Origin of the sequence: [Flexibacter] sp. ATCC 35208 (genome assembly GCF_001975825.1) — a bacterium.
Taxonomy (GTDB): domain Bacteria; phylum Bacteroidota; class Bacteroidia; order Chitinophagales; family Chitinophagaceae; genus Chitinophaga.
The window spans coordinates 1-14,826 of record NZ_MTKN01000102.1; the positions used below are offsets into that span (position 1 = coordinate 1).

The following is a 14,826-nucleotide window of genomic DNA, read 5'->3' on the forward strand; positions in this document are numbered from 1 at the left end:
TAAAACTACCTAACTATTGAGGGATAGTATTACTAATATAAAATGGACTATTTATGGGAAAATTAGTAGTATAACTAAAGCGGATGGGAGTTCTTTGGAATATAGGTATGATGCGGGCGGGAATAGGGTGTATAAGGGATATACGCATGGCGGAGTGACTGATAAGACGTGGTATGTGCGTGATGCCCAGGGAAATACCTTAGCTGTTTATGGAAATCAAAATGGTGAAAGTAATAAATTCTTGAAGGAGTTGTATTTGTATGGAAGCACTCGTTTAGGAATATGGGAACCAGGAGTACTTTTAGGCGGTGAAGTAGATTCAATCTGGAATAAACTAGGAATAAAACGATACGAGTTAACTAATCATCTCGGAAATGTAATTGCTACGATAAGTGATAAGGCAATTGCGGACGGGGACCACTATGTCACGGAAGTGCTGAGTGCCCAGGATTATTATCCATTTGGAATGTTGCAAATGGATAGAAAGTATAGTTTGAGTAGGTATAGATATGGGTTTAATGGTAAGGAAAATGACAATGAAGTGAGTGGTGAGGGAAATGAGCAGGATTATGGGATGCGGGTTTATGATCCGAGGGCGGGGAGGTTTTTAAGTGTGGATCCAATTACCAAAAAATATCCCGAGTTGACACCCTATCAGTTTGCAAGTAACAGACCTATTGAAGGAATTGATCAGGATGGCTTAGAGTTTTCAGAATATATTTATCCTCAACAGGTCATACGTAGAAATATGGCACGTATGGGAAAGAAGGAAGCTGAAGATTATTATAATAGGGGTAATAAGATAGGAGCTACTACTGTGGGAGGATTTTTGGCTGCAGGAGCGGGTGTTGCATATGGTACAGGAATTGGGATTTATTCATGGATCAGTGGATTGACGTGGCTGTCTGTACCAACTAATCAGTTAACAATTTCTACTGCCGCTGGCTTTGTTTTCAATTTATTGAACCCAGATCCTGGGACTTATGTAGAGTTCCCTGGATATGGAGGAAAACTTGGTCAGACTATTAATTGGGCATTAAAGAATAAGTCAGGAGAAACAATACATTTTTTAGCGATGGAAGGAGCCGTATTCTCAAATAAATCAGAATGGTTTTGGGCACAAAAGTTATTAGATGAAGGAAAGAATGTAATTTTATGGAAAGACGTAGAACAGACGGCAACTAAAAGTGTCAGAAATGCTGATATTATGGTCAATGGGATTGAGACAGAAATTAAAGTACTTTCAAACATGACTGAAGGCCCTAATATGTTAAGGAATTTGGTGAATAAGTTTAAGGATGCTGCAGGTCAGGCCAGATCAGTAATAATCGATGGTACTAGTCAGAAAGGATTTACAAGGGAGGTGGCAGAGGCTACATTAGCTGACTTAAAAGGAAAATTAAAGAATACTACAAGTTTTAGAGTTGTTGGAAAGGAATTTGATTTTGTAGGTGAGGTAAAAGGGAAATAATTAAATATATAATATGAGTAAGGTAACAAATCTAATTATCACATTTAGTACACTTGAGGATGAACAATTAGTAATTGAACAAATAAAGCTTTTTGATCAGGAGTTAGGCTTTAATATTGTATCAGTGAATGATGAAAGATTACCTAATGTGTGGTATGGAGGAACCAGAAGATTAGAATGTTGTATTTTAATCGGCGCTTATAATAATCTGGATTTAGAAAAATTTATATTATTTCTCGCTACTAAAGTCGAATGGGAAGCAGCAGATCTTGTACAATTATTGGTAAAGGAGCAGGAAGATATGAAGTTTAAATTAATTGATCTTTCCCTTAAATATTAAACAATATGTCGGGAAATGAAAATGTTTCTTCCTATTTAAATTAATGAGACTGTAAAATTTCCTGTGTTAATGGCCTATTATGGTGACTTATCATAGTAGGTACAAAAACCGGGGAAGGCGCTGCTGCCGAGCCATTTTCCCCTTCCCCATCCTGGCAGGGTTTCAAACAATGGGAAGTAGTTTAAACAAAAAAAATATACTCCCAAATTAAGAATTACCCATTTACATCTCGTAATGTCATAAATAAAGGAGCAGCTGCAACTATCCCCATTAAAAGTTTATGCATGATACTACCCATATGATTTCTTCTATTAAATCGGAAGTGAAATTCATTTAAGGATGCTTGCATATAATTTTCAGAACAACGATGATGAATTCCTCTTAGCAACCTTTAAAATTCTAGATATTTATTATTGGGGATATTCTTATGATGCGCATTTTACGCTGACGATGTTATTGCGGTTTTGTTATGATAACAGTACGGCGTATCAGTGGGATGATAAGATAAAGCAGGTGCAGACGGTAGCAGGTATTAAGGGTGTATTACCAGAGGACTAACTACGGCATATAAATTTATAAGAGAAAATTTTAGAATCCACAAAGGAGATGATATGGAGGGTGAGTGTACCTACATTGCTGATAGCGAAGTCGGATTTCTAAATTATCTCCGAATCTATCTTGAATATAGACTTATGCCAAATGAAATAAAATTTGACGATAAGGTTAAAATGATGTTCAGAGAAAGGGCTGTTATCGCAGTTGGAGGCGTTGAATATGCTGATTATTATAGATTCGTTTTTCCTACTCAGGCAGATAAAGAAAATACTCTTATAGTGTTGCCCTTTAAGTTGTAAAAGTGATCATAGGCATTGAATTACCACAACAATTACATTGAAGGAAAGGCTTTAATATTTTCCCAGCAAAATGGATCAAAGGAATTTACACCGGTAAACGTTATCGAAATGATAAAACCCGAGGCAACTCCCAAAAACAAAGTACACAACACATTACAAATAAATTACAATAAATGGATGCATTAGAATTAAAGGAGTTTATTAGTATTTATCAGTATGCAGTATTTTATCAGGTACGAGCAATATTTGATTCGCTTGTGCCTGATGAAAGCGATTTTGGTGAAATTTTAGTTAAGTATAAGATGGAGGAAACATCGAACCAACTCCATTCTTATTTTTTATTTCATTTGGTATAATCCTATATTCCAGATAAATCCGAAGATAACTAAGAAATCCGCTCTCACTTAAACAAAGCTCGATTAGAAATTGAAGCTCAAGACCATTTGCTTAAAATTGGTAAGAAAGAGGGGTGGTCTGCATCAGAAATGGCTGAAGTACAAAAGGCCAAGGAGACTTGGCAGAAACATTATAATATATTAAAAGAAGCTAAAAAAAGTGATTAAAGTTATGGAAGTTATTGTTTCGAAGGTTTTTCAAACAAGCCTTGGTCTAATTGTAGTTTTGAATTTCCCCAATTCTGTTGTTCCGAGGGTTAATATGAGATTAATAAAAGGAGATATAATTTATTTAATTAATGGTGTACAATTTGAAAGTCCAAGACAGAATGAAGCTATGGGTGGTAGACAATTTAGTTGTTTACTTTCTGACAATGCTTGCAATCTTGCTTTTGGAGATGTATTGAATCTAGCTGATGACGAATGATGTGCAGATCACGAGGACTTATTATGATGGAGCTGTTGAAAAAAATATGAAAGCAAATAATATTATGGTGTTCAGAAACATTAAAGACTTAATTGAGTATATAACTCCTGGAAAATGAATGAAAATTATGAAGGATGCGATTATAATAACAGATTCAACGTTTGAATTATCCGAATTTAAGGTCTATGCAAAGAGCTTATTTGAGTTTAAGGAAGCAAATGAATCTGAAGTTGAATATTATATTCCTTATGAACAGGAAAGTTACTTTTCCATATCAAAGAACAATACCATTTTTAATTTAATGGAAAATAATGAACAGGATCTTATCATATCTGAGTTTATTACGTTCAATATTTTTGCCTGCCTTTTTTATGAATTCAGTTATTTGAAAAGCATAGTAGCAGCTATTCCTCCGGAAAGAAAAATTATCATTGATAATGACCACGGAACACTTATGCGAAAGGAAGAGTTTTTAAACCTTAATTCATATGAAGAGTTTACAAGAGGTTTTGAATAAGGTATATTGAGAATAATTTCGGTGTGGCTTCATAACTCAAAGAATGCAAAGGAAATATAGGTTGCGGCTGGACGTTGACGAATACTGGGTCAGGGTTTATCTATCCTGAGAATTTGAGTACGCTGAAGCATTTTCGGTTATACAACAGGTTATTGATCAAATAAATAATGGATATTTAGAATTAAATGTCCACATAGATCACGGAATTGCGATAGGATTTTGGCCCCCTGCCTCTAGAAAATTTAAATTTGATTTCTCAAAGATTATTACTACAGAGATGCTGATGTTTTTGTTATGTCCGTTATCTCAACTTTTACAGCACTCTGATCTCTCCCGTTGATGAATATTACACTATAGCAATAACTTTATAATTCTGTGTATTAAACCCACAGTCAAATCCATCCCATCTTTACCTTTTACTATCCCCGGTAGCTCAGGTACTTGATACTACAAGGGGAATAAGTACCTGTTTAATACTTGGATCAGTAGGCGGTATTTGTATATGTCTATTTATACGATGGCACCGGCGGAGGATGGGGCTAATAACTTGGTTACCAATGTCTGGGATAGTATAGTTATTATTAAGTGGACGGTGTATGGGAAGATCAACCGTTTTAACTGGCCCAATATCACCGTATTAGACACTGAATATTGAATATTCTTCACCTTCTATACTTTGGAATGCCCAATGCCTTAAAAAGGCATATTGTACAGCATGAGAGAGATTCAAATAAAAATCCCTCGAATCCTTTTTCCGTACGGCAAATCATTAAATTTTTAATTAAATAGTTCGTTTTCTTTAAAATAACGTTCGTTGACGTGGGGCACAAATGCACCCTTTAGTTCTTTACTAGTAGGACAACATATACCCAACATCTTAAGATCGATACGTTTACCCGCTATGAAATCTTTAAGACCCAGACTCATGAGTTTTATATTAACCTAAATACTATTAATTATGAAGAAAAAGTACCTGGCATTTGCATTTGTTATGGCAACATTTGCAGCATGTAAAAAGGATGCCAGCAATCCTGCCCCACAAACCTTCAATTCGTCTACCATTGCCACTCTTGCTAAGAATTTCGACATTGCCGATCCAACAAGGGAAAGTTTGGTGAGTATTGTAAATTTCCTGGATACAGCCTCTGCTGAAGATAGAAAGATATTATATGATCAAATTTATCCAGCGACTGAAACAAATGAAAATAGTAAAATTGCCGATGAAACTGGACCAACTGCCTATGACATAGCAGGAAGCATGCAGCCTCTTGCTAATCCTAATGATGATCCGGATGCATTTTACACAACCGGCCCCGGCCCTTATGGATTTTCAATGCTTTATAATTGGACAGTATTGTCAAGTTCTATATCTACTTATATTATTATGGCAACAGAAAGATGTGAACTCAGTGATGGCGGGCCAACTGTGGACTTATCTATAAGATATGCATTTAATGCCCTGACGCATGCAGGGTCACATATCGTAGGAATTTCAGTCGGCACAAGTTGGACCGAAATTGCATGTGACCAATATAAAGGTAGTTATACAGCTTATTCGACTGTACAAGGAGTTCTCTCAGGCGCTATCTTTGACGTACAAGGTATAGGAACCAGAATTTTCAATGCTGGCGCTGTGATTGTGTCAAATGGTCGTAATTCAGTATTTTATTAATTTCTATGAATACTATTCAATTATTCTTATCCTTAATCTTGTTCTTTCCTTTGTTAGCCAAGGGACAACAGAAGGCCGATAATGGTGTATTTGTTTATACAGTATGGAACAAACACACTGTTACTGGTAAGATGAGTGTATTACTTAGAGATTCGATATTTGTTTATAACAGAATAGGTATTGAAAAGGTAATGAAAAGTGAAGATCTTATTGTCGACAATCGAGTGACAACTTCTTATAGCCTTGAAACATACTACCGAATCAATTTTGACAAACATCAATTTCAAGATATTGGAAAAGATTTAGTCTATAAAAAAGAAGCAGATCTTCCATTCACCGCCCCCAAAATGGGGCTTAATTTCAGACGTAAGCTTTACAATGGTGAAAAGTACACAGCAACTGATACAACTATTAACCACAAACCATGCAAAGTAATCAGGTATGTAGGCAATTCAAATAGTTCGTTGAAAGGTGCCCGTATAACCGTTGTTCTTTCCGATGTAAATAGTAAGGTCGTACACATAATCCCTAACCTTGAAGACACCTTCAATGGCAGACTTATAGGATTTGAAGCTACTGACGATAAGGATGGAAGAATTGTTATAGTTCTGGAACATATACCACAGTTAAGTAACTATTGGAAAAAAGTCATAAGCCAATAGAAAAGTTTTTCACGGGAAGAGTACTTATCGTCTTTGTCATCAAACAAGCTGCGAGATAAAGAAGAGGGGCTGACCAAAAAGGTCGGCCCTTCTCTTTGAAATACCTGTTTAATACCTGTATCAGTGGTCGTTATTTGTATATGTCCATTTATACGATGGCACCGGCGGTGGATGGTGCGACTATAGATTTTGCTATATCAAAGCATTTGGTGGCAGATCTGCAGGCGATATTACCGTTACGGCAGTGGACCCATGTGGTATTGCAGGGTCAGGGTTTGAACAGTGGAGACCTGGCGGTGTATGTGAATGGGGTATTGTGTCCATTGAGTGCAGGGGCCCCGGCAGGTGGTTGTGGGTGGACGTTGACGAATACAGTGTCGGGGGTTATCTATCCTGAGAATTTGAGTACGCTAAAACATTTTCGGTTATACAACAGGCTATTGTCGGGGGCGGAGATAGCGGCGAATGCGGCGGTACTTTGTCTGGGGTTAAGTCCGGCGTATGATTCAGTGTTGAATGGAGCATTGAGTTATTGGGGGCGGTATAATCTACCTACTGGTGGAGCAGCGGGGAGTACGGTGGAGATGCAGTTTACATCTGTGTATCCTTCCCATACGCTGGCGACGTCATATGGTTATCAGTCGTTGAATGGAATAACGCAACAGCGTACGCCGGATGCGGGGGTAAGTAGCTACTATGGTGGTCTAAGGGTATAGGGATTAAATCGACTAATTAAAAGAGAATGCTCCATGGTGCTGGGATCAGATACGTAATAATAACCCATCAATCACTTGGAGTAATTCAAACAAATATGCTATGGATAATGGTTTCTCACCTAAAGCTGATGCCGAATTTGTAAGGCAGTTTCCAGCATTCGAAGCTTTTAAGGGACAAACGTTGGACATACACCATCTAAATCAGGAAAACAAAGTAGGGCTTGCGTTACCACAACAATTACATTGAGGGAAAGGCTTTACTTCTCTTTGGCATAAGTTTGGAGGAGCAGTAAGTATTTTAGGCATGATGCTAACAGTTTACCAGCAAACATACGGTCAAGATCCTTTATTGGTAGGTGATTTTACTGATGCTAAATGGCATGAAGATGAGTTGATGATGGTGGAGGTCGGACTTGGTCAGAAGGATTATCAACAAGTGGTTCGTTTCGCTCGTGGTAATAATTCCAGAACTGGATCTATGCGTCCAGGAACTGTCGGAATTTATTACGCATCGGAAAATGAGATGGCAAATTTTCAGTTTTTCAACCTCTCACAAGCTGGTCCAGGGACATTTGTGGTAGGAGGGTGGAATGCCTACTATCAGGATGCCGCGCAGGCGTCCGCAAGACTCAATAAGACAGTGACTCATGCAGTAATATTTTTCCAGCAAAATGGATCAAAAGGGTTTACTCCGGTAAACGTTATCGAAATGATAAAACCGGAGGAAATGCCGACAAACAAAGTACACAACACATTTACAAATAAATTACAATAGATGGATGCATTAGAATTAAAGGAGTTTATTAGTATTTATCAGTATGCAGTATTTTATCAGGTACGAGCAATATTTGATTCGCTTGTGCCTGATGAAAGCGATTTTGGTGAAATTTTAGTTAAGTATAAGATGGAGGGAATGGAAAGAAATGATACTAAAGGAATGTTTGTCCAACTGTTGGAAAATAGCAATTTAGTAGAGGTAATTCAGGTGTTACCACAATTTAGCTTTGAGCAACCATTTTATGTAGAGGACAGGTTTGTATTGTTTGGTCGCGATAGTAATTATAATTTGGATATTGGTTTTGATTTGGTTAGCCGAAAAGTAATTTTGTTCGATGATATGGACAAGTTGTATACCTACATTGCTGATAGTGAGAGCGGATTTCTTAGTTATCTTCGGATTTATCTGGAATATAGGATTATGCCAAATGAAATAAAAAATAAGTATGGAGTTGGCTTGATGTTTAGGGAGAGTGTGGTTACGGCAGTTGGAGGTAATGAATATGCTGATTATTACAGATTTGTATTTCAAAATGATGATCATCCTGAAACGAGTTCAATAAAGTTCCCTTTTAAATTGTAGCATTGCTTCGTTCCAAATTACCACAGTCTGTAAGGCGGGTGATGATATCAATCTTTCCATTGGAGTGAGCACTTGATGCAAAAGGGAAGTATGCTTTCTTGTTTGAAAAAGGTTGGGCACAAACGAAACTATTGGAGCAGGCAGAAAGACAAGTAGCTGCGGCAAAAGGGTTAAGAATTGAATGGCATTTCGCAGAGGAAGATTCAATAGAGATGAACCAATAATATTTAATGACCCTAACACACGAACTTTCATAGTTACAAATTATCATGAAACTGTCCATCGAAGCCATAAATATATAATGTTGGTATTGGAACTATTTTTACATTACTATCAAATTTTTGAAGCTTGGGCTTTTGTTTTTTTAAATGAAAATTATAAGAAGATAATTAACCATCCTGAATTTTAATGGACAAGATGAATAACATCTTTATAGAGCTATGGATCTTTAAAATACATCTTGGTAATGTGAGAGACAGCCAACTCAATAAGTAACGGTTTTAGAAATCCATCTTTTACAATAGGATTTTTCTTTAACAATAAAGGTATATAGGATTCAGATTTAACAATCATGTTCCAGATTATTATTCAATGCCGTTTTTAGCTCCTTTTACCTAGGGTGAAGATATTTCTTTATAACTTTGTATTACGCCCCGTAGTAAGCCGTTTTTAACCTGGTGTATTAAGCCCGGCGTTTAGCATGGCTGTGGGATGAGACGCAAATATATTGGTGAGTTGGGGTTTGTCCCATCAACATTCCGCATGTGAGTATATATAGTCTTTAGCCATTCTGCCCAAAGGCGTATTTATATTATTGTCTCACTTTTTAAACCACTATTATGAAAAAGGGTGGAAATCAAAGGAAACTTACCGATCAAAATGTTTTAATGCCTGTAATAGCCCAAGAAATTTGGTATGGATTGCTAATGGAAAGGCGCCAGAAGTTGACGATGTATGGATTGAACAAATCCCACCCATAAAGCATTTTATCAGGATGCTTCAACAGCGTCCGCAAAAATCAACAAGAAGGTGACGCATGCTGTAATCTTTTTCCAGCAAAATGGCTCAAAGGGATTTATGCCAGTAAATGTCATAGAAATGGTGAAACCAGAGGAAGCACCTGCTAACAAAGCACACAACACATTTACAAATAAATTACAATAGATGGATGTTTTAGCTATAAAAGAGTTTATTTCTATTTATCAGTATGCAGTATTTTCCCAGGTAAGGGCAATATATGATTCGCTTGTGCCTGATGAAAGCGATTTTGGTGAAATTTTAGTTAAGTATAAGATGGAGGAAATGGAAAGAAATGATACTAAAGGAATATTTGTCGAACTATTGGGAAATAGCAACTTAGTGGATGTAATTCAGGTATTACCCCATTTTCGATTTATAATGCCATTGTATGTGGAGGAACGGTTTGTATTGTTTGGAAGTGATGATAGTTATAATTTTGATATTGGTGTTGATTTGGTTAACCGCAAAGTGATTTTGTTTGATGATATTGAGGGTGAGTATACCTATATAGCTGATAGTGAGATTGGATTCCTTAGTTATCTTAGGATTTACTTGGAATATACGATAATACCTAATGAAATAACAAATGATTTTGGGGTTAATAAGATGTTCAAGGAGAAAGTTATTGCAGCAGTTGGAGGAAATGAATATGCTGACTATTATAGATTCGTTTTTCCTACTCATCGTGAGCCAGAAAGTACTCTTATAGAATTACCCTTTAAATTGTAGGCATCTTTAAGCCATACTCGGTTAAGATATGCAGTTTCAGGAATATATAGTATTGCTCGAATGAGTATGTCTGGTCTATTTTTATAAACCAGTTCCGCCTGTAGTAATCCCAACCCTACTACACCTGTCACAAACAATTGTGCGGCTGCCTTAAAATATAAAGTTTCCCGTATCAACAGTGTTTCTTACAGTACAGCAGGATTATCAACAGATACGACCGCATTAGCGGCGCAGGTATCAGCGGCAGTTACGCAGTCTGTGAGTGAAAATTGTGAAGCCCAGGCAGATTACTGGATGCAACAGTTGGCGGGTTGTTTAAACAGCAATGCAGCTTATGCTGCAAAGGCGGATTTGCTGCGTACAAAATTATTGCAGGTATGTAAGGCGGGTGGTGATGTGGATCATCTGAATGGAGCGAGTACTTTACCCGGATCGGTGCCTTCGGGCGGTTATGTATCCTTTAAAGAGGCGATCAAAGGGGGATTGGGTATTACTTCGCTGGATATGCTTTGTAACCCGTGGTTACTGGATGCACCTTATCCATACAATGTAAAGTTACAGGCGACGAATGTCTCTGTTCAAAAGACAGATAGTAGTATCTGTGCAAGACTGGCAGCACTGACGCAGGAATATAATAACGCAGCGGGCGGATTTTATCAGTTCCTTGTAAATAAGTTTGGTGCTGCGATGACGCTGACAGAGGCAGAACTTACGAGTCTGCAGAATAGCTGTAACAATTGTCGTTACTTACTGGCGGATGAGATACAGTTGCCCGTGTTTATGGACCCTGGAGCACAGGGTTATGTTAGCGGTTTTGGTTACCAGCAGGGAGTAGCGGCCATGCAATACACAACGTATTATTATAGATATTCGTGGTCAATTTGTTAGTAAAATTCAACAGATGGCCTTTAAAAGCCAGGTTCTAACTCAAACCAGAACGCCAGGCGTTACAATCGAATTTAAAACTAATTAAATATGAATGCAGAATTTTTAAATATATATTCATTAGATTGGGGCTTTCCGTATTTGGATTATTATAATATTAAAAACAGGAATGCGACAATAATTTTAAATTTTTCATTCTTACAAAATGATTTAGAAGATATATTTCGTTACACATTGAGCCAGGTTTTATGGGCCTTTAAGGATATACCTAAAGGTACGTTGGTTACTGTGCTGTTTGATGTTAGGGGGCAAAATGAAACTAAAGTTGATTTTAAAAAATTTGAGAAGAGATTAATAGAATCTTTATATCTATTGATAGGCAAAGTCAGGTTTTTTATCGTATTTAAATCTTAGTATATGGCAATGTTCAATATTATAGCAAGCATTGATGATACGGCTGATTTTTATGAAATTTTAAGGTCTATTAGTGAAATGCCAAGACGTTTTGTAAACATTTTTCCTGTAGTATCCTCAAATTTGCAAAGTTTTGATGGGGTAGGGATAACTGTTAGTGGTAAGGAATTGGATAATTTATTTAAGATTAAGGAAGAATTGTTTCAAGTTTTGGTTTTTCTTTGGGAAAAGAAATTTATTGTTCGCGAGTTATATAATGGGAAGGTACTTACAAGTGAAACCTATAAAGTTGATTTAGATTATTTTTGGAATTTACCTCACCAATTATAGGTCAATTTTTTCTTTTTTAATAAACGCGAATTGGGTAGAAGTATACCTAAGTTGTTTTTTAAAATATACGGCCTAGTCATCGGGTAGCTACTCCCATTGGTATAGGGAAATATCTGAAGGCTCGTGTCAAAGATGGCATATCACCTTTATGGCACCTGCCGGGACATCCTGATGTATCTTTATTACACACCGCATCAGGTGCGCTTGTAAGGCATGCCGGCCAGGGTGCGGTAAAGGCGAGACATTTTTAATTGCAGTTTTGAATTTCCCCAATTCTGTTGTTCCGATGGTTAATATGAGATTAATAAAAGGAGATATAATTTATTTAATTAAGGGTGTACAATTTGAGAGTCCAAGACAGAATGAAGCTATGGGTGGTAGACAATTTAGTTGTTTACTTTCTTACAATGCTTGCAATCTTGCTTTTGGAGATGTATTGAATCTAGCTGAAAACGAATGATGCGCAGATCACGAGGACTTATTATGATGGAGCTGTTGAAAAAAGTATGAAAGCAAATAATATTATGGCGTTCAGAAACATTAAAGACTTAATTGAGTATATAACTCCTGGAAAATAAATAAAAATCATGAAGGATGCGATTATAATAACAGATTCAACGTTTGAATTGTCCGACTTTAAAGCCTATGCAAAGAGCTTATTTGAGTTTAAGGAGGCAAATGAATCTGGAATTGAATATTATATTCCCAATGAACAGGAAAGTTATTTTTCCAATGCAGGTTATACAAGATCCTTCTAACAAATATTGCCGAGTTCTTGATACTAATATTTCTGGAAAAAGAAGTTATACTGATTTAAATGGAAATGTTCCGAATAATAAGGTTGTTGATGTGAGAGCTTCTGGAAATACTCACGGTGAGTATACTGAACAAGCACATTTTAATTATTAACAAATGAGAATCATTTTAGCGCCTGATAGTAAAAAGGAAGTGATTGTTTTTATTAACGATGTCAATTATGAGATTACAGGCAGACAAATGGAGTTGGATGAAAAAAGTTTTAAGTCATTTTGGGAGTCTGATATTGTTAGTACATTCAATAAGAAAACTGGAAAGTTAATTGACGATTTTGAAACGACGATAATAGTAGATGATAATGAGTTGTCAATTCTTAAAGAAATTATTGAAGGTGCATCGTTTAATATTTTTGACATTAGCTTAAAGAACGAGTTGGTGGCACTAGCTAAATATGCTAATCAGAAAAAATCTGGTATTATTTTTATTTTTTAGATATCAATAGTCCGGTAAGTTTTTATTAGCAAGATTCTGGGGAAAAGTGATGTGTATAATTAAAAATGTCTTTTAACGCGACTAAAATGGGAAAAAGGCAATGAGCAGCTGCAACCATCCTCATTAAAAGTTTATGCATGATACTACCCATATGATTAAAATCGGAAGTGAAATTCATTTAAGTATGCTTGCATATAATTTTAGAACAACGATGATGAATTCCTCTTAACCAACCTTTACAATTCAAGATATGAGTATTTAACTCAGGAGCCGTGAACTCAGATTATGTCAGAATTGTGATCTCTGGATTACTAAAGAAATGCGGCTGTTTTTGTCATGTCCATTAACTCAACTTTTACGTAAGCATACGACGCGGAGCATTCCCCAACGATAATGATTAGAATTTAACTTTGCGTTCGAAATAATAGCAAACATGAAACGAAAAAAAAATTCCGTGACAGGTCGCTATCATTTCAGTTAACAGTAGATCATTTCAGCTCTTGAACAATTTACCCGGGCAGGTAATATTAGTGTGAAGGAGTTTACCACTGCCTTTCAAATATTCCCTGCTACATTTTACAAATGGCGGAAACGATTTGGTAGATATATATGGAGATGTCACTGTAACAACTGATTATCAGAATAAAAAAAGTATCCACAAGCATTTTATTATAAAATCATGAACGTATTGGAATTTTTTATTCAACAAAAGAATATTGTGAATAAATATCTTTTACCGCAAGGGAAAGAATGGATTTATGAAATTTATTTACCGCGAGAACGTAAGCAAATCCCTTTTGAAACCAGTAATTTATTATATGATTTATTTGAATATCTGGACATGTCTAAGGTCGGCGCTTTTGACCTTTGTTTTAGTAATGTAATTACTGAAACTGATGATTTCTTTAAAATTGGATTTCGTGATTCAGATTCTATTTGTATTGATAAGGTAACAGGAGAGGTGAAGTTTATTTCCGAAGATGATATAATACTATATTCGTTAGCTGGATCATTGTCTGAATATTTAGAAATATATGGAGTGTTATCTAATTATGATATTAGAGGTTTTTTGGGACATATTTATAGTCAGGAAGACCGGGATATAGTACTAAGTCAGTGTAAAAGGGTTTTAATAAATCCTCAATATTTTAAATTTTACGAAAGTAGCTTTAAGCTTCAATAATTGTATTAAATGTAATAGCTCCAATTTAATCTGACAGTATGTTACAATAGAAAAAATATGCATCCTATAAAAAGCAGAAAGAAGCCGTCTTCTAAGTAAATGAGGCGGCTTCTCTTTTTTTATTGTCTAGTCGTTTACAGTAATTGTGGAAGTTGCCGGAAGAGATGACAGGTTAGGGAGGTTGGTGACGTCGCAGAATGCGGAGCAGGTGGCGCCTGTGAATGGTGGTGCTACAGGAAGGTATAGTTATACAAAGTATGATGCACAGGGGAGAGTGATAGAGGTAGGAGAGAAGAGTGGAGCTAGCCTGACAGGATCAGAGATATTTATGTCTTCGCCGGAGGTATTTTTGGGTGCGTTTAGATCTAACGGAAAAGATATACCCAAAGAATCAATATTAAATATTTATAAGGAACTGGCTGAGAGGATCGTATCAAATGCTCCAGGCGTAGAAGCTTCACAGCGTTCACCTAATGCCCTGGCAGAACAAACTAGAAGACTTGAAATGATTAAGAGCATGTTTAAAATTTCGGATGGTTCATTTTAGAAGAATATTAATGAATGCCACTTGAATAAATGGTAATTTGATTACCAATGTTAGGG

At 36.3% G+C, this 14,826-nt stretch carries 20 protein-coding genes and 2 pseudogenes; 21 read left to right on the forward strand and 1 reads right to left on the reverse strand.

Translation table 11 applies throughout. The annotated features are described in order from the left end of the window. Window positions 1–16 precede the first annotated feature (16 nt). On the forward strand, window positions 17–1,471 hold the full coding sequence (locus BW716_RS32755) for an RHS repeat-associated core domain-containing protein (RefSeq protein ID WP_083730276.1): 1,455 nt from the start codon (window positions 17–19) through the stop codon (window positions 1,469–1,471). A gap of 13 nt (window positions 1,472–1,484) precedes the next feature. Then, the gene (locus tag BW716_RS32760) at window positions 1,485–1,811 is read left to right on the forward strand and encodes a hypothetical protein (protein WP_083730277.1); all 327 of its coding nucleotides are present in this window, start codon (window positions 1,485–1,487) and stop codon (window positions 1,809–1,811) included. A 214-nt stretch (window positions 1,812–2,025) separates the two neighbouring features. Here the strand turns inward: BW716_RS32760 and BW716_RS38290 are convergent. Continuing rightward, a pseudogene (locus BW716_RS38290) lies at window positions 2,026–2,196 on the reverse strand (IS1595 family transposase); the annotation flags it as partial. Between BW716_RS38290 and BW716_RS32765 the strand changes: the two are divergent. The 19 genes and pseudogenes from BW716_RS32765 to BW716_RS32845 all read left to right on the forward strand — a co-directional run bounded on the left by BW716_RS32765 (window position 2,151) and on the right by BW716_RS32845 (window position 14,770). Further along, the gene (locus tag BW716_RS32765; protein ID WP_083730278.1) at window positions 2,151–2,369 is read left to right on the forward strand and encodes a hypothetical protein; all 219 of its coding nucleotides are present in this window, start codon (window positions 2,151–2,153) and stop codon (window positions 2,367–2,369) included. The pseudogene BW716_RS38290 and the gene BW716_RS32765 sit on opposite strands and share 46 nt — an antisense overlap. A 134-nt stretch (window positions 2,370–2,503) precedes the next feature. Then, a complete protein-coding gene (locus BW716_RS37235; RefSeq protein WP_179091374.1) occupies window positions 2,504–2,665 on the forward strand; it encodes a hypothetical protein in 162 nt (53 codons plus the stop codon). A gap of 173 nt (window positions 2,666–2,838) precedes the next feature. Next, complete coding sequence (locus tag BW716_RS32775) at window positions 2,839–3,021, forward strand: hypothetical protein (RefSeq protein WP_083730280.1); 183 nt, start codon at window positions 2,839–2,841, stop codon at window positions 3,019–3,021. Window positions 3,022–3,232: 211 nt separating this feature from the next. Then, window positions 3,233–3,487, forward strand: coding sequence for a hypothetical protein (locus BW716_RS32780; protein WP_143709170.1), 255 nt, complete (start codon window positions 3,233–3,235; stop codon window positions 3,485–3,487). 127 nt (window positions 3,488–3,614) lie between these two features. Further along, window positions 3,615–4,004: a hypothetical protein gene (locus BW716_RS32785; RefSeq protein ID WP_143709171.1), complete on the forward strand. Its 390-nt coding sequence runs from the start codon at window positions 3,615–3,617 to the stop codon at window positions 4,002–4,004. Between the two features lie 958 nt (window positions 4,005–4,962). Further along, window positions 4,963–5,676 (forward strand): hypothetical protein, encoded by a 714-nt coding sequence (locus BW716_RS32790; RefSeq protein WP_083730283.1) that lies wholly within the window; start codon window positions 4,963–4,965, stop codon window positions 5,674–5,676. A 5-nt stretch (window positions 5,677–5,681) separates the two neighbouring features. Next, a complete protein-coding gene (locus tag BW716_RS32795) occupies window positions 5,682–6,338 on the forward strand; it encodes a hypothetical protein (protein WP_083730284.1) in 657 nt (218 codons plus the stop codon). Between the two features lie 95 nt (window positions 6,339–6,433). Next, window positions 6,434–7,054, forward strand: coding sequence for a LamG domain-containing protein (locus tag BW716_RS32800; RefSeq protein ID WP_143709172.1), 621 nt, complete (start codon window positions 6,434–6,436; stop codon window positions 7,052–7,054). Between the two features lie 46 nt (window positions 7,055–7,100). Further along, window positions 7,101–7,301, forward strand: a pseudogene (locus tag BW716_RS39285) (hypothetical protein); the annotation flags it as partial. A 57-nt stretch (window positions 7,302–7,358) separates the two neighbouring features. Beyond that, window positions 7,359–7,829, forward strand: coding sequence for a hypothetical protein (locus BW716_RS32805; RefSeq protein ID WP_083730286.1), 471 nt, complete (start codon window positions 7,359–7,361; stop codon window positions 7,827–7,829). Further along, on the forward strand, window positions 7,830–8,414 hold the full coding sequence (locus tag BW716_RS32810; RefSeq protein WP_083730287.1) for a hypothetical protein: 585 nt from the start codon (window positions 7,830–7,832) through the stop codon (window positions 8,412–8,414). A gap of 1,164 nt (window positions 8,415–9,578) precedes the next feature. Next, window positions 9,579–10,163, forward strand: a complete 585-nt coding sequence (locus BW716_RS32815; protein WP_083730288.1) for a hypothetical protein — start codon at window positions 9,579–9,581, stop codon at window positions 10,161–10,163. A 258-nt stretch (window positions 10,164–10,421) separates the two neighbouring features. Then, the gene (locus BW716_RS32820) at window positions 10,422–11,051 is read left to right on the forward strand and encodes a hypothetical protein (protein WP_143709173.1); all 630 of its coding nucleotides are present in this window, start codon (window positions 10,422–10,424) and stop codon (window positions 11,049–11,051) included. Window positions 11,052–11,138: 87 nt separating this feature from the next. Further along, window positions 11,139–11,462, forward strand: coding sequence for a hypothetical protein (locus tag BW716_RS32825; protein WP_083730290.1), 324 nt, complete (start codon window positions 11,139–11,141; stop codon window positions 11,460–11,462). 3 nt (window positions 11,463–11,465) lie between these two features. Continuing rightward, window positions 11,466–11,792 carry a hypothetical protein gene (locus BW716_RS32830; RefSeq protein ID WP_083730291.1) on the forward strand — a complete coding sequence of 109 codons (327 nt, stop codon included), beginning with the start codon at window positions 11,466–11,468 and terminating at the stop codon, window positions 11,790–11,792. A gap of 645 nt (window positions 11,793–12,437) precedes the next feature. After that, on the forward strand, window positions 12,438–12,701 hold the full coding sequence (locus BW716_RS36505) for a hypothetical protein (protein WP_179091375.1): 264 nt from the start codon (window positions 12,438–12,440) through the stop codon (window positions 12,699–12,701). Between the two features lie 3 nt (window positions 12,702–12,704). Beyond that, window positions 12,705–13,040 (forward strand): hypothetical protein, encoded by a 336-nt coding sequence (locus BW716_RS32835; protein ID WP_083730292.1) that lies wholly within the window; start codon window positions 12,705–12,707, stop codon window positions 13,038–13,040. A gap of 679 nt (window positions 13,041–13,719) precedes the next feature. Further along, window positions 13,720–14,223 (forward strand): hypothetical protein, encoded by a 504-nt coding sequence (locus BW716_RS32840; protein ID WP_083730293.1) that lies wholly within the window; start codon window positions 13,720–13,722, stop codon window positions 14,221–14,223. 145 nt (window positions 14,224–14,368) lie between these two features. Beyond that, entirely contained in the window at window positions 14,369–14,770 is a 402-nt protein-coding gene (locus BW716_RS32845) for a hypothetical protein (RefSeq protein ID WP_083730294.1), read from the forward strand. The last annotated feature ends 56 nt before the right edge of the window (window positions 14,771–14,826 follow it).

Coding starts and splice junctions, on each gene's coding strand:
- BW716_RS32840 (WP_083730293.1), top strand. CDS start 13,720: ATGAACGTATTGGAATTTTTTATTCAACAAAAGAATATTGTGAATAAA.
- BW716_RS32780 (WP_143709170.1), top strand. CDS start 3,233: ATGGAAGTTATTGTTTCGAAGGTTTTTCAAACAAGCCTTGGTCTAATT.
- BW716_RS32815 (WP_083730288.1), top strand. CDS start 9,579: ATGGATGTTTTAGCTATAAAAGAGTTTATTTCTATTTATCAGTATGCA.
- BW716_RS32810 (WP_083730287.1), top strand. CDS start 7,830: ATGGATGCATTAGAATTAAAGGAGTTTATTAGTATTTATCAGTATGCA.
- BW716_RS32790 (WP_083730283.1), top strand. CDS start 4,963: ATGAAGAAAAAGTACCTGGCATTTGCATTTGTTATGGCAACATTTGCA.
- BW716_RS32760 (WP_083730277.1), top strand. CDS start 1,485: ATGAGTAAGGTAACAAATCTAATTATCACATTTAGTACACTTGAGGAT.
- BW716_RS32835 (WP_083730292.1), top strand. CDS start 12,705: ATGAGAATCATTTTAGCGCCTGATAGTAAAAAGGAAGTGATTGTTTTT.
- BW716_RS37235 (WP_179091374.1), top strand. CDS start 2,504: ATGCCAAATGAAATAAAATTTGACGATAAGGTTAAAATGATGTTCAGA.
- BW716_RS32805 (WP_083730286.1), top strand. CDS start 7,359: ATGATGCTAACAGTTTACCAGCAAACATACGGTCAAGATCCTTTATTG.
- BW716_RS32775 (WP_083730280.1), top strand. CDS start 2,839: ATGGATGCATTAGAATTAAAGGAGTTTATTAGTATTTATCAGTATGCA.
- BW716_RS32830 (WP_083730291.1), top strand. CDS start 11,466: ATGGCAATGTTCAATATTATAGCAAGCATTGATGATACGGCTGATTTT.
- BW716_RS32785 (WP_143709171.1), top strand. CDS start 3,615: ATGAAGGATGCGATTATAATAACAGATTCAACGTTTGAATTATCCGAA.
- BW716_RS32765 (WP_083730278.1), top strand. CDS start 2,151: ATGCTTGCATATAATTTTCAGAACAACGATGATGAATTCCTCTTAGCA.
- BW716_RS32825 (WP_083730290.1), top strand. CDS start 11,139: ATGAATGCAGAATTTTTAAATATATATTCATTAGATTGGGGCTTTCCG.
- BW716_RS32795 (WP_083730284.1), top strand. CDS start 5,682: ATGAATACTATTCAATTATTCTTATCCTTAATCTTGTTCTTTCCTTTG.
- BW716_RS36505 (WP_179091375.1), top strand. CDS start 12,438: ATGCAAAGAGCTTATTTGAGTTTAAGGAGGCAAATGAATCTGGAATTG.